We start from the raw sequence: 17,470 nt of genomic DNA, 5'->3' as shown, positions 1-17,470 counted from the left end.
CCTTATTTTAATCGTTCTGCCAGCCCACACCAAATTCGGTCGACGCGGCAGCATATGGCGACAAGCCGCTGATAGCATATCCCGACCGCGTCGCGCCAACGCCGATCCTCTCGAGCGGTCGGAATGACGCCTTGCGTTACGTCCGTCCCAATCCAGACGACGGTGCGGCCGGCCACTTCGTCTTCCCATTGCTTCCAAATGCGGAAAAATCGCTCCCATTCTTCAGCATCCGGAAGGCGGCGAATGGCGGCTTCGAGCCCATCAAAGACGACGGTTTTCGCCGCCTTGACGCCGTCCGGCAGCCCGTATGGCTCTTGATAGCCGTCATGCCATACCATATGAACACCATCGCTTATTCCGTACCGTTCCCGCACCCATTTTCGTTTTCCTTGAAACGCACCGCCGACAACGAAATGCATCGCTCTCCCCCTTTCCAACGCTCGAGCGTTGAATCAAGCGTATACCCGCCGGCAAACGGCACATCCCATTCCCAAAACGAACGCGAAACCGGCGCATATTGCTCAAGCATAAGACGGATCGGGCCGCCGTGGGTGATGACGGCGATATGGCGGGCGCCGCTTCGCTCAGCCAAAGCGATCGTCTCCGCGAGCGCCTGTGTGATGCGCGCCTGAAAAGCGTCATAGCTTTCGCCTCCGGGCGGTGCTGCGGAAAACGGCGCTTCAAGCCATCGGCGGTACGCCGGTTCTCCGGCTAATTCGGCAAACGTTCTTCCTTCCCAAACGCCAAACGACAGCTCGCGCCACTCGCTTGTCCACCAGTCCGCCGGACGGCCGCCGAACAACAAAATCGCCGTTTCCCGGCAGCGGCGAAGATCGCTTGAAACAATCCGGTCGACCGCCATAGGCAGCTTTGGCTTTAGGCGGCGGAGCCGAACGCGCTCAGCAGCAGCCAGCGGCGCATCCGTCCAGCCGATATACACCTGTTGGCGGTTCAACTCCGTCATCCCATGGCGGATGAATGTAATAGCCAAACGACGCCCCATAAAAGCGTCTCCCCTCCTTCAATGAGCGCTCCGAGCACATCACCGGTGACGCCGCCGAACTGTTTTTCCGCCCATGGCTTGGCCGCTAGCGCCAAAAGCGCCATCGCCATAACGAGCGCGGCACTCATCCATACTGGGACGCCCCCAAACACCGAAAGAGGCGAAAGGGCGAGAAAGGCGAGCGCGAGCGACAAGACGGCATCGCGCCATGAACTATATTCGCGCACCGATGCCGCCATTCCTGTTGGTTTCGCCAACTTGCCGACGCAAAGCAGCCAGGCGGCCCCTGTCCGCGACAACAGCGGCACGGCAACAAACAACATCGGCGGAATCCCCGCCTCAATCGTCTCATACAAAAACAGCCAACGAAACGACAATAAACAGACGAGCGACAAGACAGCAAAGGCGCCGACGCGCGAATCGGACATAATCTCCTGCCGCCGTTTGGCGTCGCGATACGAAAAAAAGGCGTCGCTCACATCCATCCAACCATCGGCGTGCAGCCCGCCGGCCATCCAAATGCCAAGCCAAAGAAGGAGAAGCGCCAGAAAAGCCGGCGAGCCGAACGAAAATATAGAGCATAAAGCATACACCCCAGCAGCCAACACCCCGATCGCCGCCCCCGCAAGCGGCATGAAGCGCACAAGCCAACGGACATGAAGGGCATTCCATTCAATGGAGCGCCGAATCGGAATAACGGTAAACAGCTGCAGCGCCAACAGCCAACCGTTCCACATCTGCTTCATTGCGGCCACCGCCCTTTTTTCACTCGAACGAGGCCGCATTCAACGACTGCGGCGGCTGCCGCTTCCGCGACCAGCTGTTGATGAAGCCATCCGAGCGTTTTCATATAGTGAAACGTGCCAGGATCGGCCGGTACGCCGCCGGAAAACAGTTCGTTTGAAACGATGACAACAGCTCGGCAGACATCCGCTAAGCTCCGCACGTCATCAAGCAGCCGACGAGCGATGACGAATGACGCCTCCTCTGTTCGCCAGCTGTCGCCGCTAAACAGCTCGTTCGCCAGCCACACGGTTAAGCAATCGATGAGCGCAACGTCGGAAGGATGAAGCGACCGGGCAAACCGGCCGAGGCGTGCCGGCGCTTCCCACACCGTCCAATGCGTTCCACTGGCTGTGCGCCGCTCTTGATGGCGGCGGATGCGCGCCGCCATTTCTGCATCCGCCGCCCGTGCAGTGGCGAGATAATGGAGCCGGCCGCCGTGGGCGAGACGCCTAGCGCACGCTTCCGCCGCTTCGCTTTTGCCGCTGCGCACCGCACCGCTCACAAACACGATCATCCATCCCACCCCATCAAGGCTTCGAGAAGCCGGTCGTTTTCGGTCTGTGTTTTAACCGCCAGCCGCACGTAACGGCCGTCAAGCCCTGGGAAATTCATCGTATGCCGCGGTACAATCCCTTTCTTTAATAAATGGAAGAGCAGCGCCTCCGTCCGCCCTGACCGCGGACGAAGCAAGTAAAAGTTGACGACCGACGGCGAGACGTCATACCGTTCGGTAGGAAGCATACGAAACACCCGCTCCCGCTCGGCGGCCAGCCGCTCTTTTGTCCACTCCACAAACGGCTCCATTTGCAAAAAGCGGATCGCCAGCTGCTGAGCAACTTGGCTTGCGCTCCATGGCGGCTGCCGCGTTTTTAACGCGGCAACGATCTCCTCATTGGCAACGACATAGCCGAGGCGCACCCCTGCTAAATGATGGATTTTCGTCAATGATCGGAGCACAATGAGGTGCGGGTGGCGGTCCAGCCAGCGCATGGCGGTAAACCCGCCGCGCCAAAACGGATAAAACGCTTCATCAACAACGATATACGTACCGGCTTGATCGGCCGCATCAATGAACGACCGAAGTTCATGCTCCGGCACCGCCGTCCCGGTCGGATTGTTCGGATGGCATAAAAACACGATGTCCCGCCCCGCCGCCCACGCCGCCGCTTTTTCAATATCATAAGAGAAACCGCGTTCTTCCGCGGCCATAAACGCCGTTACCTCGCAACCGTAGGCGAGGCAGGCGCGCCGATACTCAGAAAACGTCGGTTCCAACACGCCGACCCGCCGGCCGGCAAACAAGGCCGCCAACAAATAAATCGCCTCGGCCGCCCCGTTCGTCATGAGCACTTGCCCACGCTCAATCCCTTCCTGCCTGGCGATCAGCGCCACGAGCGCTTCCGCTTCTAAGTCGGGATACTCACTGGCCCAGCGGATCCACTCTTCGCTGTTCGGCCAGGCGGAAGGCGGCAGCCGGTACGGGTTCGTATTGACGCTGAAATCAATATACTCAGCTGGAGGCGTAAGTCCGCACCGCTTATAAAGCGCGTGTGGACTCGCCCCATGCGCCGGCCAATGCAATGATCATCCCCCCGATCCATAGCAGCAGCGTAAAGGTGAACACCGTCCCGGCCATGATGCTGACCGCTCGGCGAATATGAACGGAGCGAAGCGAAACGTCCGGGTCGCCGAGCGTTGGCCGCTCGGAGACGATGCCGCCGTATGTGTTTGTCCCGCCCAGCTGAACACCGAGCAATCCAGCCATCGCAGCCTCAAGCCAGCCGCTGTTGGGGCTCGGATGGCGGCGGGCGTCGCGAAACAACACGGCCAAAGAGCGGCGGAGGCGGCGGCCGCCGTAAGCAAAAACCATCACGAGCGCCGTCAGCCGCGCCGGAATATAGTTCAGCACATCGTCGAGCCGGGCAGCCGCCCAGCCAAATTCATGATACTTCTCGTTTTTGTAGCCGATCATCGAATCGCACGTGTTCACCGCTCGATACAATAAGGCGAGCGGGGCGCCGCCAATGGCTGCATAAAAGAGCGGGGTGGTAACGCCGTCGCTCGTGTTTTCCGCTACCGTTTCCACACAGGCACGGGTGATGCCGGCTTCATCGAGCCGTTCGGTATCGCGGCCGACGATCATCGACAGCGCGCGGCGCGCCGCCGGAAGATCGCCCGCTTCAAGCGGCCGGCGCACATCCTCAGCCGCTTCAGCAAGGCTTTTGGTCGCAATGGCTGTAAAAATCAGCACTGCTTCGACTGCTGCGCCAATGTATACTGATAAGGCGTAGCCGATATGAACGATGAGCGCGGACAATCCATAGACGATGGCCAACGCGGCGGCTACGGCCGCCACCCCCTTAGCCCGGCGGCCGCTTCCTTGATTCCAACGCCGATCAAAATAAGCGATGAGCGCCCCCATCCCGCGCACCGGATGGGGCAGCCAGCGCGGGTCGCCAAACAGCGCATCAAGAAACAATGCCAACGTCAACGCCACCAGATGAGTCATCGTTTTCCCCTCCGCCGCTCATAGCGGTCGAGCGCCTCGACTGTCGCCTCATACACAAGCCGGCCGAGCACGCGGCCAAGCTCGGTCGCCGTCCCAGCATAGGCGAACGTCCGTCCGGTTTGCGTCGCCGCCACTGCGAGTGAATCAGTCGACGTTCCGGTGGCGGCGGTTCCCGTTTCCGGGTCATACACCGAGCGGTCGGCCAGCGCTTTCGCCTTCGCTTCCGTCGCTGTCATCACCGCCTGAACGAACGCCGCCTCAGTCAGCGTCCCGCCGATGACGACGACCATATTGATCGTCCCCGGCTTCGCCACAAGCGGCTGATGCTGCCACGCCCGGGCGGCGTCAACCGCATTGCCGACGCCGGCCGTCACCATGACCGCAACCGAAAACGCTTCCCCATCTTTCCGGCGCCAGACGGCATCGCGCACATCGACGGCGGTCATCATGCCGATCGTCCGGGCAACGGGAAATCCGTGCTGTTCCAAATAACGCCGCATGTCTCCTTCCGCATCGCGGCAATCGTAGTCCAAGCCAACATGGCGGTTGACGAAATGGGTCGCCCATTGAAACCCGCCGCCGACAAGCGCTGAGGATAGCACGCGCAGCGGGGTGCGAGCGGCGAGAACGACGGCGTCATCGAGAAAAGACGGGCGCATCCCGCCGATGGACGGCGCTTTCTCGCGTTGATGTTGCGGCACAAACGAAAACATCGGCTTCGCCGCCGCCGGATGTGCTTGGCGCACGACCGGGGCGGCAAACACGTCATTCAGCAGCTCCGGCGTCATGACGTCCGCCGGCGCGCCGAGCGCGGCTGTTTTTCCTTCTTTTAAAACGAGCACTCGATCGCAATACAGGCTGGCAACGCTCATGTCGTGAAAGACAGCGACCACCGTCAAGCCGCGTGCGCGCGCGGCTTGGGCGAGCTGGTCAAGAAGACGAACTTGCCCGCTTATATCCATATGGTTGGTCGGCTCATCCAACAAGAGCAGCTGCGGCTCTTGGGCAAGCGCCCGAGCCAAATAAGCCCGCTGCCGCTCGCCGCCGCTTAACCGCTCGAGCGGCACATCGATTTTGTGAGCCAAACCGACAGCGGCAAGCGCCTCTTGAACGGCGGTTTCATCCTCTGGCGTCCACGTCGGAAACAAGCCGTGCTGATGGGCGTAGCGGCCGAGCGCCACCGTTTCTTTCACCGTATAGCCGTGCGCCGTTTCCGCCGTTTGCGGCAAAACGGCGGCCAACCGCGCCCATTGCTTTGCCGACAGCTCGGAAAGCGGCCGACCGCTTATGGCAATCTCGCCGCTTGCAAGCGGGAGCTCTTTGCTGATCAATTTGAGCAGTGTCGTCTTCCCGCTGCCGTTCGGCCCCAAAATGCCGAACAGCTCCCCTTTTTCAACGGAAAACGTCACGCCGTCAAGCACTTGTTTCTGTCCGTACCGATGCGATACGGCACGCACGTCGAGCATGGTCATCCCATCTTTCGTTTCGTTTTTCGGAAAAATAGGGCGGCAAACAACGGGGCGCCGATGAGCGATGTAATGACGCCGATCGGCAGCTCGCGCGGCTCAATGATCGTCCGTGCCGCCACATCGGCAAGCACAAGAAACGCCCCGCCGTACAAGAGCGACAGCGGCAAAAGCACCCGATAGTTCGGCCCGCACACAAGCCGAACCATATGTGGAACGACAAGCCCGACAAAGCCGATCGTTCCCGACACCGACACCGCCGCGCCGGTGAGCAGCGCGGCCGCCGTCAAAATGATGATTTTGCGGCGTGTGACATCGACGCCGACGTGAAGCGCCGCCGCCTCGCCGAACGCGAACGCGTTCAGTTCGCGGCCGTTGGCGATGATTGTTGCCGCGCCAACGAGAAAAAACGGCAACAATAGCCCGCTATACTTCCATCCGCGCATCGCCACGCTCCCCATCAGCCAGGAAATGATTTGCCGCAATTCTTCTCCAGTCAAGGCGATCATGAGCGAAATAAAGGCGCTGAAAAAGGCGCCGAAAATAATGCCGGCTAAAATGATCGTCTCGACCGACATTCGCCGTTCAACCATGCGGGTGAACGTCAAGACAGCGGCAAGCGTCACCATGCCGCATAAAATGCTCACGATCGGCAGCGTAAACGTGCCGAGCAGCGGCCATTGCCAGCCGAGAAAAATAACGAGCACCGCCCCGACGGACGCACCGGACGAGACGCCGAGCGTATACGGATCGGCGAGCGCGTTTTTCAACAATCCTTGAAACGCCGCTCCGGCAAGCGCCAAGGAAGCCCCGACCAAAAAGGCAAGCACCACGCGCGGCAGACGGATCGCCATCACAATCGGCACCCAATCCGCCGGAATGTCGGCTGGAAGCGGCATCCCGAACCATTCGGCGGCGAGAATGCCGATAATAGAAGAAAAGGGAATCGACAGCGACCCGGTCGATATCCCTACGAGCAGTGAAAAGACAGCCGCAGCAGCGGCCACAATATATATCCACGTTTTACTTAAACACATCCGGGTAAATGGCTTTGGCAAGTTCCTCGACCCCTTCGACAAGACGCGGACCCGGCCGGCTCACTAGGTCGGTGTTGACATCATACACCCGCTTGTTTTTCACGGCCGGCACGTCCTTCCAAGCGGCGCGCTCAAGCACTTGTTTCGCTCCCCCGTATGTCGTGATGATGACGTCCGGTTTGTATGCGACCGCTTGTTCCTCGGTCACCATCGGCCAGCCTTCTAAGCTGCCGGCAACATTTTTGGCAGAAATCACCTTAAGCATCTCGTCCATAAACGTTCCTTTGCCGGTCGTATACAGTTGCGGCGGCGGCGACACTTCAATCCAGACATTCGCCTGCTTGTCGGCCGGAATTTGTTTTGCTTTTTCCTTCACCTCCGCCAGTTTCGCCTTCATGTCATTGATGACTTGATCCGCTTTGTCCGCCGTTCCGGTCGCCTTGCCGATGAGTTCAATCGACGCATACACATCGTTAAACGACGCGGCGTTATGGACAACGAGCACGGTGATGCCGGCGTCTTTCAATTGCTGCAGGCCGTCCTTCGAGTTATGGGCGCTTGATGCGTGAGCGAGAACAAGATCCGGCTTTAGAGAAATAATTTTCTCGACGTTAAATTCCATGCCGCCGATTTTCGTTTTCGTTTTCACATCCTCTGGATAATTGTCAAAATCGCTGACGCCGACGATTTTCTCGCCCAACCCCAACGCATAGGCGATTTCCGTATTGCTTGGAATGAGCGAGACGATCTTTTTCGGTTCCGCTTTGATGGTGACATCTTCCCCAAGCCCGTCTTTCACCGTCACCGGAAACGCCGTTTGTTCCGTTTTCGGCTCCTCTTTTTTTGCCGGCTGGGCGCTGTTTCCCGCTCCGCTGCTGCAACCGGCAAGCATAACGGCCAAAAGGATGAGAGCAGCCAGCGCCGCAGGCCATTTCCAACGCTTCATCAGTTCGTTCCCCCTTTGAGTGATGTATGTAAAGGAAAAGCGCCCATTCCGTCTGAATCCGGGAATGAGCGCGAAACGGCCTCCTGTAAGCACAAAAATGCCTGTGCGACCGCTTCCGCGTCTCACCCCCCGAAGATTCGGAAACTGTTGCGCAGGCAAGGCAGGTCTACTGGCTCATGCTTCATCCTACTCTGAAGCCTTCCCGTACGGAAAACAGCGCAAGCCATCTGTCCGTACAGTGGCGATTTCATTTCGTCCGCATTGACAGTTGCGGGGACAGCTCCGGATTCCCACCGGATTCCCTATTAAGCCTTCGCGGCACCTTGCTGCGAGTTGATGAATTTGTCGGATATGGACATTTTTATAATAATGCAGCGTTTAGCATTTGACAACTATGAATTTACAGCAGGTTGGAGGGAAGTCGTCACCTTCCCACTCTTGCAGACAATCGAGATGGATTCATAACCCATGTTTCATACGGAACAGAGCATCCCCTTTTCATCGCATCGAGCACCCGCGATTTCAAATGCGGCCATGTCACATATTCATCAATATTCGACTCATCGATCAACACAAACTTCGCCTTTTGAATTTCCTCAGGCTGGGGAGAAACGTTTCCTTTCACATATGTCGCTTTAAATACAATGTTTATGATATTTTTAGTTTCATTGTAGTACACGCCGCTGACCCCGATGAGACGGATGTCAACGCCAGTCTCTTCATGCACCTCGCGCTGAACGGCCCGATCGAGCGGCTCGCCCGGTTCAACTTGTCCGCCCGGCATTTCCCACGTATCGGAGCGGTCACAGCTTTTAACAAGCAAAACCTCTCCCGTGTCATTCGTAATATAGGCTGAAACGGCGATAATGGCTTGTCGATGTTTATCCATCACGCTCTCCTCCTACATATGCGGAATGATCCTAGCCCTCCCTGCAGAAAAAAAGCAGCTGCCCCATCTTTACTGCCATCTTGAAAAAAAAAAAAGAAAGATGCCTCGCCTCCGGCACGGCGTCTTTCCCCGATACAACCTTCATCTCGTCACTGTTGAATATATTTGTCAAACACAAAGCCGAAATCCTTCACCGTATAGTTCTTTTTCGCTTCCGTCAGCCAGCGAAAAGCGTATTCATTCACGGCCTGAAAATCCGCCGACACATTGGCCCCGTCGCCGCGCATGTTGGCAAACACCTTGGCCGCCAGTTCCAAACTCCGCTCCGCATAGTTGAACTTCGTTTCGTTTTCATGGCAAATCTCCGCGATCGCCAGCAGCGATTTATACAAATCTTTCAATTCCTCAATATGCTTTTTATGCACATCAATCGAATAGGAGTGCGACCCGATTTTGAATTTGATTTCCGCGTCCAAGTCGACCGTCCCGGCTGTTTCGAGCGACACGTCGGAAATCGGATGCTTATAGTAATCGTAGCGGCGCAGCGTCCGCTTTTTGCTTGCGGCGCTCGTGCCGTCCAGATGAATGAGCGCGCGGTTGGTGAAACAATACTCATCCGACTTCGATTTGATAAGAAAGTAGATTTTTTCTCCATCTTCATGCATCACATAATCATCCGCATCCACTTTGTCGTAGTCTTTCGGCTGAATGACCGAGCCGATGTCGCTCAATCCAAGCACATCGGCCGCGACTTTTCCAAACATACCCATTCTCCTCTCCGGACTCCTTCGTTTTCATGAACACCCGTTTCCGCATGCCGTACACTGTCTTGCGATGCGAAGGGCTGGGCGGACAAACGCGGCTTTCCACCGTCATCAAGCAAACGGTAGATGGATATCGTCTCATGCCCTTCATTTATTATTACGCGCGCATAGGAGAAAAGTTTCATCGCCATTGAAAAATCAAAGGCCTAACGCCTTTTACGCCGGCATTTGGTCACAAAATCAACAGCGGCACAGGGCCACTGTTTTCCACAGCCGTAAATCTACTCTTTCGCTCCCTTGATACACTCTCTACTCTCTGCACGAAAAAAACGCCCCAAAAGCGAATGCTTTTGGGGCCAACTGATCATATTCCATTTTATCTCAACGGCGACCTTGCCATACGAATATACGTATGGCGTTTGCCGCGGATGGCGATCGAATACGCCATAATGTTCTCTGGAACGGCAATGCCATGATAGCCAGCGTCGCCGATATGATGTAGATCCGCTCCTGCCATTTTGCCCGCAAGCGCGATTTGGCGAATCGTATGCTCATCCGCTCCTTCCTGACTTGTGCCAATCGTCAGCATCACAAGCGCCCCGTGCTCGTGCGCCACCCGAACAAGCTTCTCTGTCTTGTCTAATGTCACCCCTGGCACGGTTCCTGGAGCCGGCATCAAAACGACGTCAGCGCCAGCGCGAATAAACCGCATCACCACTTCTTCCGTTACGATGCCGCCCCCCGTTTCGCCGGCAACGCCTGCCGCGTGCATTTTCCCGGCAATAATTAGGGTGTCCTCGCCCAAAATGGATCGCGCCGTTTCGATGGCTTTCACAATCTCATCATTCGTCACCCCTGTTTTCGGGTTTCCGGTCAGGCAAATAAAGTCAACTCCCAACCGCTTTGCTTGTTGCAGTGACTCCGCCGTTGCCCTTCTCCCTTTTGGCAGCGATGCAAGCTCCTCGAGCTGCTTCGCATTCGGGTCAACCGGCTCCAAATTGACGCCAACCGGGCGCCCTGTCAACTGCTTTAACCGTTCCACTATGTGATCCGGTTCATTCACATCCACACCGTTCACAGCCGGCCGGAACACATCGAACCAATTCAACAGCAACAAATCCGCCCCAAACGCCGCAGCCAGTTCGGCATTGGTGACCGCTGGATAAAGCGGCGCAAATTCCCCGATGACTTCGGCAACGATCACTCTGCCTTCTGACGCCTGAATCGCTCGCTTCAACTGTTTCCCATCCATCTTGCGGAAATCGGAAGCGCTGCAATCCAACAATCGTTTCATAAGCGCCCTTCCTTCCTGACGTTCGCATACACGAACGATCTGTCCATTCACTTTTGATCATTTTCTCATCGCGTTGGCTAAAAATTCGACATCCGTTCCAACGATCACTTGCAAATCGGTTTGATTGAGACGAAGCACACCTTTCGCCCCTAAACGCTTCAATTCAGCTTCGTTGACTTTTGACATATCTTTTACTTTTAAGCGCAAGCGTGTGACACAATTGTCAATTTGTGTGAGGTTTTCTTTTCCTCCCAATGCTCCTATATATTTTACCGCTAGCTCTTCATATTTTACGCCCGACCGCGCCGCTCCGCTGTCGGTAAACTCTCCCTCTACGTCATCTTCACGCCCCGGCGTTTTTAAATTGAGCTTCGTAATCAGGAAGTAGAAGACAACGAAATAGACCGCCGCATAGATGAGTCCTTGAACAATTAATAAATACGGTTTTTGCGCAATTCCATAGTTTAAGAAAAAGTCAATCGCACCGGCCGAGAACGTAAACCCGTGATGGATGTCAAGCGCCGTCGCCACCGCCAGCGACAAACCGGTCAACACGGCATGAACGACATACAAGAGCGGCGATAAAAACATAAACAAAAATTCGATCGGTTCTGTAATCCCGGTTAAAAACGATGTCAACGCTACGCCAAGGAGCGCGCCGGCGACTGCTTTTCGCCGCTCCTTCTTCGCCGCGGCGATCATTGCCAATGCCGCCGCTGGGAGACCGAACATCATCACCGGGAAGAAGCCAGCCATAAAAATCCCTGCATCCGGGTCACCGGCGAAAAATCGGCTTAAATCGCCGGTTTTGCCGTTATACTCGCCAAACACAAACCAGACGAAACTATTTAACACATGGTGCAATCCGACCGGAATCAGCAGCCGGTTTAAGAACCCGAAAATGCCGACGCCAACAGCCCCAGCGCCAACGATCCAATGGCCGACCGCATTAATGCCGTCTTGAATCGGCGGCCAAATGTAGCCGAAAACGAGAGCAAGCACGAGCATAACAAGCGATGTCACGATCGGCACAAACCGTCGGCCGCCGAAAAAGCCGAGCCAGTCGGGCAGCTTGATATCATGATAACGGTTGTATAAAAGCCCGGCGATCACCCCGGAGATAATGCCGCCTAATACAGACATATTGATGTCTTTATCAATCGCGGCAGCGCCTTTCGTCAAAACAAAATAGCCGATCGCCCCTGCGAGTGCGGCGGCGCCGTTGCCGTCCTTTGAAAAGCCGATGGCGACGCCGATGGCGAAGATCAGCGCCAAGTTGGAAAACACGGCATCGCCCGCGGCGGCGATAAACGGAATATTCAATAAGTCCTGCTGGCCGAGCCGAAGCAATAATCCGGCTGCCGGCAAAACAGCAATCGGCAGCATTAACGCTTTTCCTAGACGCTGTAAAAATCCTAACATAACCATCCATTCCTCCCTTTTTATTTTCGCCGTTCCATTTCAACGATGAATTTGTACCGATCACCGCGGTACACCGATTTGACGACTTCGAGCGGCCGGCCGTCATCAAGGTATGTGCGGCGCTCAAGCAGCAGCACCGGCGCCCCTTCTTTCACCTGCAAATGCTCGGCTTCCAGCTTGCGGGCGACGGACGCTTCAAGCACTTGGACGGCGGTGCCGATGGCGAATCCGACTTCCTTTTCCATAAACTCATAAACGGAACCGTTTACAATCTCGCGCGTCAAGTGAGGCGCCAATGCGCGCGGAATGTAGAGCGTTTCGAGCGCCATCGGCGAACCGTCGGCTAAACGAAGGCGGCGAATTTCGTAAAGAGCGTCCCCTTCCTTAACAGCGAGCCATTCGGCCAGTTTCCCGGAAGCCGGCACCGTTTCAAAGCCAAGAACGATGGTGTCCGGCTCCATGCCGCGCGATCGCATATCTTCGGAAAAGCTCGTCAGTCCTTTCAGCGGCTGCTCGATTTTTTTCGCCGCGACAAACGTCCCTTTTCCGCGCCGGCGAATGAGGTAGCCATCGTTGACCAAATTGTTGACCGCCTGGCGAACGGTCATCCGGCTAATATGATACGTTTCCGCCAACTCGCGCTCTGACGGGATCATCTCCCCCGGCTGCCACTCCCCTTTTTCGATTTTCTCCTTCATATACTGCTCGAGCTGGTAGTAGATTGGTACAGGGGATTGTTTATCAATCATGGGACATCCACCTGCCGCTGTTCCTTCGGAATGAGTGACAGCGCCTTTTGGTCGGCGATGATCGTAACGTCCGGATGGAGGTGAAGCGCCGAAGCCGGCAGCTCGGGCGAAACGATGCCTTCGAACAGCCGAGCGAGCGCCGCAGCTTTTTCCTCCCCTGATGCCAACAGCACGATGCGGCGGCTCCGCAAAATGGTCGCGATCCCCATCGTAATGGCGTAATGCGGCACGTCATCCAGCGACGGGAAAAAGCGGGCGTTCGCTTCGCGCGTCGAGGCGGCCAGTTCAACGACATGGGTTGTCGATGAAAACGGCGTCCCCGGCTCGTTAAAGCCGATATGGCCGTTGCGGCCGATGCCTAAGAGCTGTAAATCAATGCCACCTAGCGCATCAATCAGCTGCTCATAGCACCGGCACTCCTCATCTAGATCAGCGGCCAGGCCGTCCGGCACGTGCGTCTCGTGAAGCGGGATGTCCAATTGGGCAAACAAGTGGTGATTCATATAATGGCGATAGCTATTCGGATGATCTGGTCCGAGCCCGACATACTCATCCAAATTCACCGTGCGCACGAGCCGGTACGATGTTCCGTGCTGCCGATGATCGGCAGCAAGTTCACGGTACACGCCAAGCACCGTCGAACCGGTTGCTAACCCGAGAACCGCCGTCGGTTTTTCCTTGACTTGTTCGATGATCATTCTCGCCGCCTGGCGGCTCATGTCCGTATAGTCCGCAACCTCAATGAGTTTCATGACCGTCCCTCCCTGCCCCTTGTGTTTCGCTTTGTTTCCAGTAGGCGAGCACGCCGCGGCAAAACGTCATTGCTACTCCATATTGTTCGTCAAGCACAACAATATCGGCGTCTTTCCCCGGCCGCAGACTCCCTTTCCGGTCAAGGATGCGAAGCTGTTTCGCCGGATTCCAGCTTGCCATGCGAATCACTTCTTCGAGGGTGCAACCGGTGCAGTCGATCACACGGCGAAGGGCATCAGCAAGCTTTAACACACTTCCCGCCAACGTGCCGTCGGCAAGACGCGCCTCTCCACGGCTAACGGTCACCTCCTGGCCGCCGAGATCATATTTTCCATCACCAAGACATTTGGCGCGCATGGCGTCAGTGATTAATATGAGCCCATCGCTCCCCTTATTCCGGTAAGTAAAACGAACCATCGGCGGCGCAACGTGCAGCCCGTCGGCAATCAACTCGCACACGACCTCATCGTGCATGAGTACCGCACCGGCGACGCCCGGTTCGCGGTGGTGAATGCCGCGCATCCCGTTAAATAAGTGGGTGGCGTGCGTCACCCCAGCGGCGACCGCCGCTTTCACCTCGTCGTAAATGGCGTCGGAATGGCCTATCGAGGCGACGACCCCCGTTTTCTTTAAATAAGCGACAAGATCAAGCCCCCCGTCCCGCTCCGGGGCGAGCGTCACAAGGCGGATATGGCCGCGGGCAGCTTCTTGCCAACGCCGAAATAGCGAAACGTCCGGGTCGATGAGATGACGCGGGTGCTGCGCCCCGGCGCGCTTTGGCGACAAAAACGGCCCTTCCAAATGAACACCGAGCACTTCAGCCGCACCCGGGTCGTTCGCCTGCTCCATATAGCGCGCTACGTTCATAAGCGCCACTTCGATTTGTTCGCTTGGTGCCGTCATTGTCGTCGCCAGGAAGCTTGTTGTTCCTTCCGCCGGCAAGGCGTTAGCCATCGCCTGGAGCGCTGACGGCGTCGCATCCATCACATCCGCCCCGGCTGCTCCGTGAATGTGAACATCAATCAATCCTGGTATGACGGAAAATCGTGGAGAAAGCTCGATCACTTCTGCCTCAATATCGGTTGGACATCGTAACATCGGACCGATATCGGCCACTTTCTCTCCCTCGATCAACACATATCCCTGGTCAATTTTCCTTGTTTCCGCATACACGACAGCGTTTTTTAACAGCCGCCGTTTCATAGCCATCCCTCTCTTTCTATGATGATCATAACATCATATATTCTAGTTGTCTAGACCACTAAAAATGAGAAATATCAAAAAAAAAGAGGCGGCCGCTCTCCCCCCCTGCACAGCGCTACGCCCTTTTCGGTTCGCGAGCCGGCAAATAAAACGAAAATGTCGTTCCTTCGTTTCGCTTACTATGGACGGTAATAAGCCCTTTATGCGCTTCAACGATGTTTTTAGCGATAGCCAAGCCGAGTCCGGTGCCTGAGCGGCCGCGCGTCCGCGCTTTATCGGCTTTGTAAAACCGTTCAAACACAAACGGCAAATCTTCCTCTGGAATGCCGGAACCGGAGTCTTGGACGTGAATCGTTACGCCGTCGCCGCTTCGCTCGATAATCAGACGGACCGTGCCGCCCGCCTCCGTATGGCGAATGGCGTTATCGATCAAATTCGTTAACACCTGTTCGATCCGGTCTGGATCGATCGCGATTTCGATGTTCTCGTCGCGAAACTCGGCCGTCAGCTCGATTTGCTTTTCTTTCGCCAGCCCGTAAAACTTGCGGATCACCCGCTCCACGTAAGGAACAAGCTCGACCCGCTCATACTGCAGCTCGATATGGCCCGCCTCCATGCGGGCGAGGTCCAACAAATCGTTAACAAGACGGCCCATGCGCAGCGACTCGTCGTAAATGACTTTCGCCATCTCTTTCTTCTCTTCCTCACTGGCGGCGATGTCGTCGATGATTGCCTCGCTGTAGCCTTGCAGCATGGCGATTGGCGTGCGCAGCTCGTGCGAGACGTTGGCAATGAAATCTTTGCGCAGCTTATCAAGCCGCCGCTCTTCGGTCATGTCGCGCAAAACGGCGACCGCGCCGCGCACCATCGTTTTTCCGTATAACGGCGTCATTAAAATGACCCATGTCCGCCCTTGCATCGTCACCTCGATCGATTGCTCCTTTTCCTCGCGGACGACGCGGGCGAACAGTTCTTTCACTTGCGGCGGCAGCGGCGCCATCGTTTCCGCGTCGTTTCCTTGCTCGAAATACCACGCCTGCAAAAACCGCTCCGCCGGCGGGTTCGTAATTAAAATTTCCCCGTCGCGGCTAAACGTAATCACGCCGTCGGCCATGCTGCTTAAAATGCTGGCCAGCTGTTCTTTTTCTTGATTTAAAGCGTTAATATTGAATTGCAGCCGCCGCCCCATTTGGTTGAACGCCATCGCCAGCCCGCCGATTTCATCGTTTGTTAAAATCGGCACCTTTGTGTCGAAATGGCCGCGCGCCACTTCAAACGCGGCTTGACGCATCTTCCTGAGCGGAGCGGTGATGCGCGTTGACAAGAAAAAAGCAAAAAAGGTCGTCATGACAATGGCAATAAAGGCGGCGAGAAAAATAAGCTCTTTCGTATGTTCGGTTGCATCGGCGATCGCCTCGAGCGACTGGTAAATGAAAACGGCGCCGCGGCTGCCGTCCGGCATTGACATCGGGACACCGACGATGATCCTATCGTGCTGCGGCTTTTCATTTTGGCCCCAATCCGGCACATACAGCCGCTTTTTCACCGTTTCCTGGTCAGTCAGCACGCGCCGCAAGTCCGGGTCTTGGCGGATGGACGACAGCGGCATATCATCCAAGTCTGCATCACCGGGCGAATACCAATAGTGCGACTCATCGGCGACGATGATCGCTTTTGAGCGATTGTCGACGAGCGTCCAGGCGATCGAGCGGGCGAGCTGCTCGTCACGGTAATCGTGCATCACCTCTGCCACTTTTGTCGCCAGGCGGGTCAAATCGTTTTCCGCCTCTTGCACATAGTACTCTTCAAAAAATTTAATAAGCAAAATGCTTAAAATAAACAGCACGCACGAGACGAGCAGCAAAATCGTAAACCATAGCTTCCCGACGACGCTGCGAAACAGCCACATCAGTCGCTCACTGCCTCAAACTTGTAGCCGACGCCCCAGACGGTGACGATCATTTTTCCGGCCTGCGGCGACGCTTTATTCAGCTTTTCGCGCAGCCGTTTAATATGAGTGTCGACGGTGCGCAAATCGCCGAAAAACTCGTAATGCCATACTTCTTTTAACAGCTGCTCGCGGTCAAACACTTTATCCGGCGAGCGGGCTAAAAAGAGAAGCAGTTCATATTCTTTCGGCGTCAAGCTCACCTCTTGGCCGTCGACCGTCACCCGGTGGGCATCGTTGTCAATCGTTACATGCGGGAACACCAACACATCTTTGGCTGTCGTCTCGGCCGGCACATAGGCGGCGTTCGCTGCGCGGCGCAGCAGCGCTTTGACGCGCAGGACGACTTCGCGCGGGCTGAACGGCTTGACGATGTAATCATCGGTGCCGACTTCAAACCCTTGAACGCGGTTTGATTCTTCGCCTTTCGCCGTCAGCATAATAATCGGCGTCGCTTTTTGCTCGCGAATTTCTTTGCACACCTCAATTCCATCTTTGCCCGGCAGCATTAAATCGAGCAAAATAACGTCGTAGTCGTTCGCCAGCGCTTTCTCAAGCGCTTCATTGCCATCGCCGGCTTCGTCGATCGCATAGTTTTCCCGTTCCAAGTACATTTTCAAGAGTCGGCGGATGCGTTCTTCATCATCGACCACTAAAATGCGGATCGGCTTTTCTTGCTTTTCCATGCCAAACATCCTCCC

General features: G+C 56.1%; 18 protein-coding genes and 1 riboswitch. All 18 genes read right to left on the bottom strand.

Going from position 1 to position 17,470, the window contains the following annotated elements; translation table 11 throughout:
* Nucleotides 1-2: 2 nt before the first annotated feature.
* Entirely contained in the window at nt 3-419 is a 417-nt protein-coding gene (locus tag IC803_RS05580; protein ID WP_081209134.1) for a bifunctional adenosylcobinamide kinase/adenosylcobinamide-phosphate guanylyltransferase, read from the bottom strand.
* Nucleotides 353-1,003: a histidine phosphatase family protein gene (locus IC803_RS05575; RefSeq protein WP_081209136.1), complete on the bottom strand. Its 651-nt coding sequence runs from the start codon at nt 1,001-1,003 to the stop codon at nt 353-355. The genes IC803_RS05580 and IC803_RS05575 overlap by 67 nt, the downstream gene beginning before the upstream one ends.
* Complete coding sequence (locus tag IC803_RS05570) at nt 961-1,749, bottom strand: adenosylcobinamide-GDP ribazoletransferase (protein WP_081209138.1); 789 nt, start codon at nt 1,747-1,749, stop codon at nt 961-963. Before IC803_RS05570 ends, IC803_RS05575 begins: the two co-directional genes overlap by 43 nt.
* Complete coding sequence (locus IC803_RS05565; protein WP_081209140.1) at nt 1,746-2,303, bottom strand: bifunctional adenosylcobinamide kinase/adenosylcobinamide-phosphate guanylyltransferase; 558 nt, start codon at nt 2,301-2,303, stop codon at nt 1,746-1,748. Before IC803_RS05565 ends, IC803_RS05570 begins: the two co-directional genes overlap by 4 nt.
* Nucleotides 2,300-3,370, bottom strand: a complete 1,071-nt coding sequence (gene cobD / locus IC803_RS05560) for a threonine-phosphate decarboxylase CobD (protein ID WP_081209142.1) — start codon at nt 3,368-3,370, stop codon at nt 2,300-2,302. Before cobD ends, IC803_RS05565 begins: the two co-directional genes overlap by 4 nt.
* Nucleotides 3,327-4,298: an adenosylcobinamide-phosphate synthase CbiB gene (gene cbiB / locus IC803_RS05555; protein ID WP_081209144.1), complete on the bottom strand. Its 972-nt coding sequence runs from the start codon at nt 4,296-4,298 to the stop codon at nt 3,327-3,329. Before cbiB ends, cobD begins: the two co-directional genes overlap by 44 nt.
* Entirely contained in the window at nt 4,295-5,770 is a 1,476-nt protein-coding gene (locus IC803_RS05550) for an adenosylcobinamide amidohydrolase (RefSeq protein ID WP_081209146.1), read from the bottom strand. The genes cbiB and IC803_RS05550 overlap by 4 nt, the downstream gene beginning before the upstream one ends.
* Nucleotides 5,767-6,801 carry a FecCD family ABC transporter permease gene (locus IC803_RS05545; protein WP_143421088.1) on the bottom strand — a complete coding sequence of 345 codons (1,035 nt, stop codon included), beginning with the start codon at nt 6,799-6,801 and terminating at the stop codon, nt 5,767-5,769. The genes IC803_RS05550 and IC803_RS05545 overlap by 4 nt, the downstream gene beginning before the upstream one ends.
* Nucleotides 6,788-7,747 (bottom strand): ABC transporter substrate-binding protein, encoded by a 960-nt coding sequence (locus IC803_RS05540; protein ID WP_081209150.1) that lies wholly within the window; start codon nt 7,745-7,747, stop codon nt 6,788-6,790. The genes IC803_RS05545 and IC803_RS05540 overlap by 14 nt, the downstream gene beginning before the upstream one ends.
* A 141-nt stretch (nt 7,748-7,888) precedes the next feature.
* A riboswitch (cobalamin riboswitch) is annotated at nt 7,889-8,088 on the bottom strand.
* An 83-nt stretch (nt 8,089-8,171) separates the two neighbouring features.
* Nucleotides 8,172-8,639 carry an NUDIX hydrolase gene (locus IC803_RS05535; protein ID WP_369826942.1) on the bottom strand — a complete coding sequence of 156 codons (468 nt, stop codon included), beginning with the start codon at nt 8,637-8,639 and terminating at the stop codon, nt 8,172-8,174.
* Nucleotides 8,640-8,785: 146 nt separating this feature from the next.
* Nucleotides 8,786-9,400, bottom strand: coding sequence for a PH domain-containing protein (locus IC803_RS05530; RefSeq protein WP_081209154.1), 615 nt, complete (start codon nt 9,398-9,400; stop codon nt 8,786-8,788).
* Nucleotides 9,401-9,776: 376 nt separating this feature from the next.
* Nucleotides 9,777-10,694 (bottom strand): DUF7916 family protein, encoded by a 918-nt coding sequence (locus IC803_RS05525; RefSeq protein WP_081209156.1) that lies wholly within the window; start codon nt 10,692-10,694, stop codon nt 9,777-9,779.
* Nucleotides 10,695-10,751: 57 nt separating this feature from the next.
* Nucleotides 10,752-12,116: an N-acetylglucosamine-specific PTS transporter subunit IIBC gene (nagE, locus tag IC803_RS05520; protein WP_081209344.1), complete on the bottom strand. Its 1,365-nt coding sequence runs from the start codon at nt 12,114-12,116 to the stop codon at nt 10,752-10,754.
* Between the two features lie 20 nt (nt 12,117-12,136).
* A complete protein-coding gene (locus IC803_RS05515; protein WP_081209158.1) occupies nt 12,137-12,865 on the bottom strand; it encodes a GntR family transcriptional regulator in 729 nt (242 codons plus the stop codon).
* Nucleotides 12,862-13,617, bottom strand: a complete 756-nt coding sequence (gene nagB, locus IC803_RS05510) for a glucosamine-6-phosphate deaminase (RefSeq protein WP_081209160.1) — start codon at nt 13,615-13,617, stop codon at nt 12,862-12,864. The genes IC803_RS05515 and nagB overlap by 4 nt, the downstream gene beginning before the upstream one ends.
* Complete coding sequence (gene nagA / locus IC803_RS05505; protein WP_081209162.1) at nt 13,604-14,821, bottom strand: N-acetylglucosamine-6-phosphate deacetylase; 1,218 nt, start codon at nt 14,819-14,821, stop codon at nt 13,604-13,606. The genes nagB and nagA overlap by 14 nt, the downstream gene beginning before the upstream one ends.
* Nucleotides 14,822-14,936: 115 nt before the next feature.
* Nucleotides 14,937-16,730 (bottom strand): ATP-binding protein, encoded by a 1,794-nt coding sequence (locus tag IC803_RS05500; protein ID WP_081209164.1) that lies wholly within the window; start codon nt 16,728-16,730, stop codon nt 14,937-14,939.
* Nucleotides 16,730-17,455, bottom strand: coding sequence for a response regulator transcription factor (locus IC803_RS05495; protein ID WP_081209166.1), 726 nt, complete (start codon nt 17,453-17,455; stop codon nt 16,730-16,732). The genes IC803_RS05500 and IC803_RS05495 overlap by 1 nt, the downstream gene beginning before the upstream one ends.
* Between the last annotated feature and the right edge of the window lie 15 nt (nt 17,456-17,470).

Source organism: Geobacillus sp. 46C-IIa (assembly GCF_014679505.1).
GTDB lineage: Bacteria > Bacillota > Bacilli > Bacillales > Anoxybacillaceae > Geobacillus.
The sequence above is the reverse complement of the archived record's forward strand: the minus strand, read 5'-3'. Positions and strand labels throughout refer to the sequence as shown.

What these genes read in the sequence shown, in the direction of transcription:
- IC803_RS05580 (WP_081209134.1), bottom strand. Translation starts at nt 419, where the DNA reads ATGCATTTCGTTGTCGGCGGTGCGTTTCAAGGAAAACGAAAATGGGTG.
- IC803_RS05575 (WP_081209136.1), bottom strand. Translation starts at nt 1,003, where the DNA reads ATGGGGCGTCGTTTGGCTATTACATTCATCCGCCATGGGATGACGGAG.
- IC803_RS05570 (WP_081209138.1), bottom strand. Translation starts at nt 1,749, where the DNA reads ATGAAGCAGATGTGGAACGGTTGGCTGTTGGCGCTGCAGCTGTTTACC.
- IC803_RS05565 (WP_081209140.1), bottom strand. Translation starts at nt 2,303, where the DNA reads ATGATCGTGTTTGTGAGCGGTGCGGTGCGCAGCGGCAAAAGCGAAGCG.
- cbiB (WP_081209144.1), bottom strand. Translation starts at nt 4,298, where the DNA reads ATGACTCATCTGGTGGCGTTGACGTTGGCATTGTTTCTTGATGCGCTG.
- IC803_RS05550 (WP_081209146.1), bottom strand. Translation starts at nt 5,770, where the DNA reads ATGACCATGCTCGACGTGCGTGCCGTATCGCATCGGTACGGACAGAAA.
- IC803_RS05545 (WP_143421088.1), bottom strand. Translation starts at nt 6,801, where the DNA reads ATGTGTTTAAGTAAAACGTGGATATATATTGTGGCCGCTGCTGCGGCT.
- IC803_RS05540 (WP_081209150.1), bottom strand. Translation starts at nt 7,747, where the DNA reads ATGAAGCGTTGGAAATGGCCTGCGGCGCTGGCTGCTCTCATCCTTTTG.
- IC803_RS05530 (WP_081209154.1), bottom strand. Translation starts at nt 9,400, where the DNA reads ATGTTTGGAAAAGTCGCGGCCGATGTGCTTGGATTGAGCGACATCGGC.
- IC803_RS05525 (WP_081209156.1), bottom strand. Translation starts at nt 10,694, where the DNA reads ATGAAACGATTGTTGGATTGCAGCGCTTCCGATTTCCGCAAGATGGAT.
- nagE (WP_081209344.1), bottom strand. Translation starts at nt 12,116, where the DNA reads ATGTTAGGATTTTTACAGCGTCTAGGAAAAGCGTTAATGCTGCCGATT.
- IC803_RS05515 (WP_081209158.1), bottom strand. Translation starts at nt 12,865, where the DNA reads ATGATTGATAAACAATCCCCTGTACCAATCTACTACCAGCTCGAGCAG.
- nagB (WP_081209160.1), bottom strand. Translation starts at nt 13,617, where the DNA reads ATGAAACTCATTGAGGTTGCGGACTATACGGACATGAGCCGCCAGGCG.
- nagA (WP_081209162.1), bottom strand. Translation starts at nt 14,821, where the DNA reads ATGAAACGGCGGCTGTTAAAAAACGCTGTCGTGTATGCGGAAACAAGG.
- IC803_RS05500 (WP_081209164.1), bottom strand. Translation starts at nt 16,730, where the DNA reads ATGTGGCTGTTTCGCAGCGTCGTCGGGAAGCTATGGTTTACGATTTTG.
- IC803_RS05495 (WP_081209166.1), bottom strand. Translation starts at nt 17,455, where the DNA reads ATGGAAAAGCAAGAAAAGCCGATCCGCATTTTAGTGGTCGATGATGAA.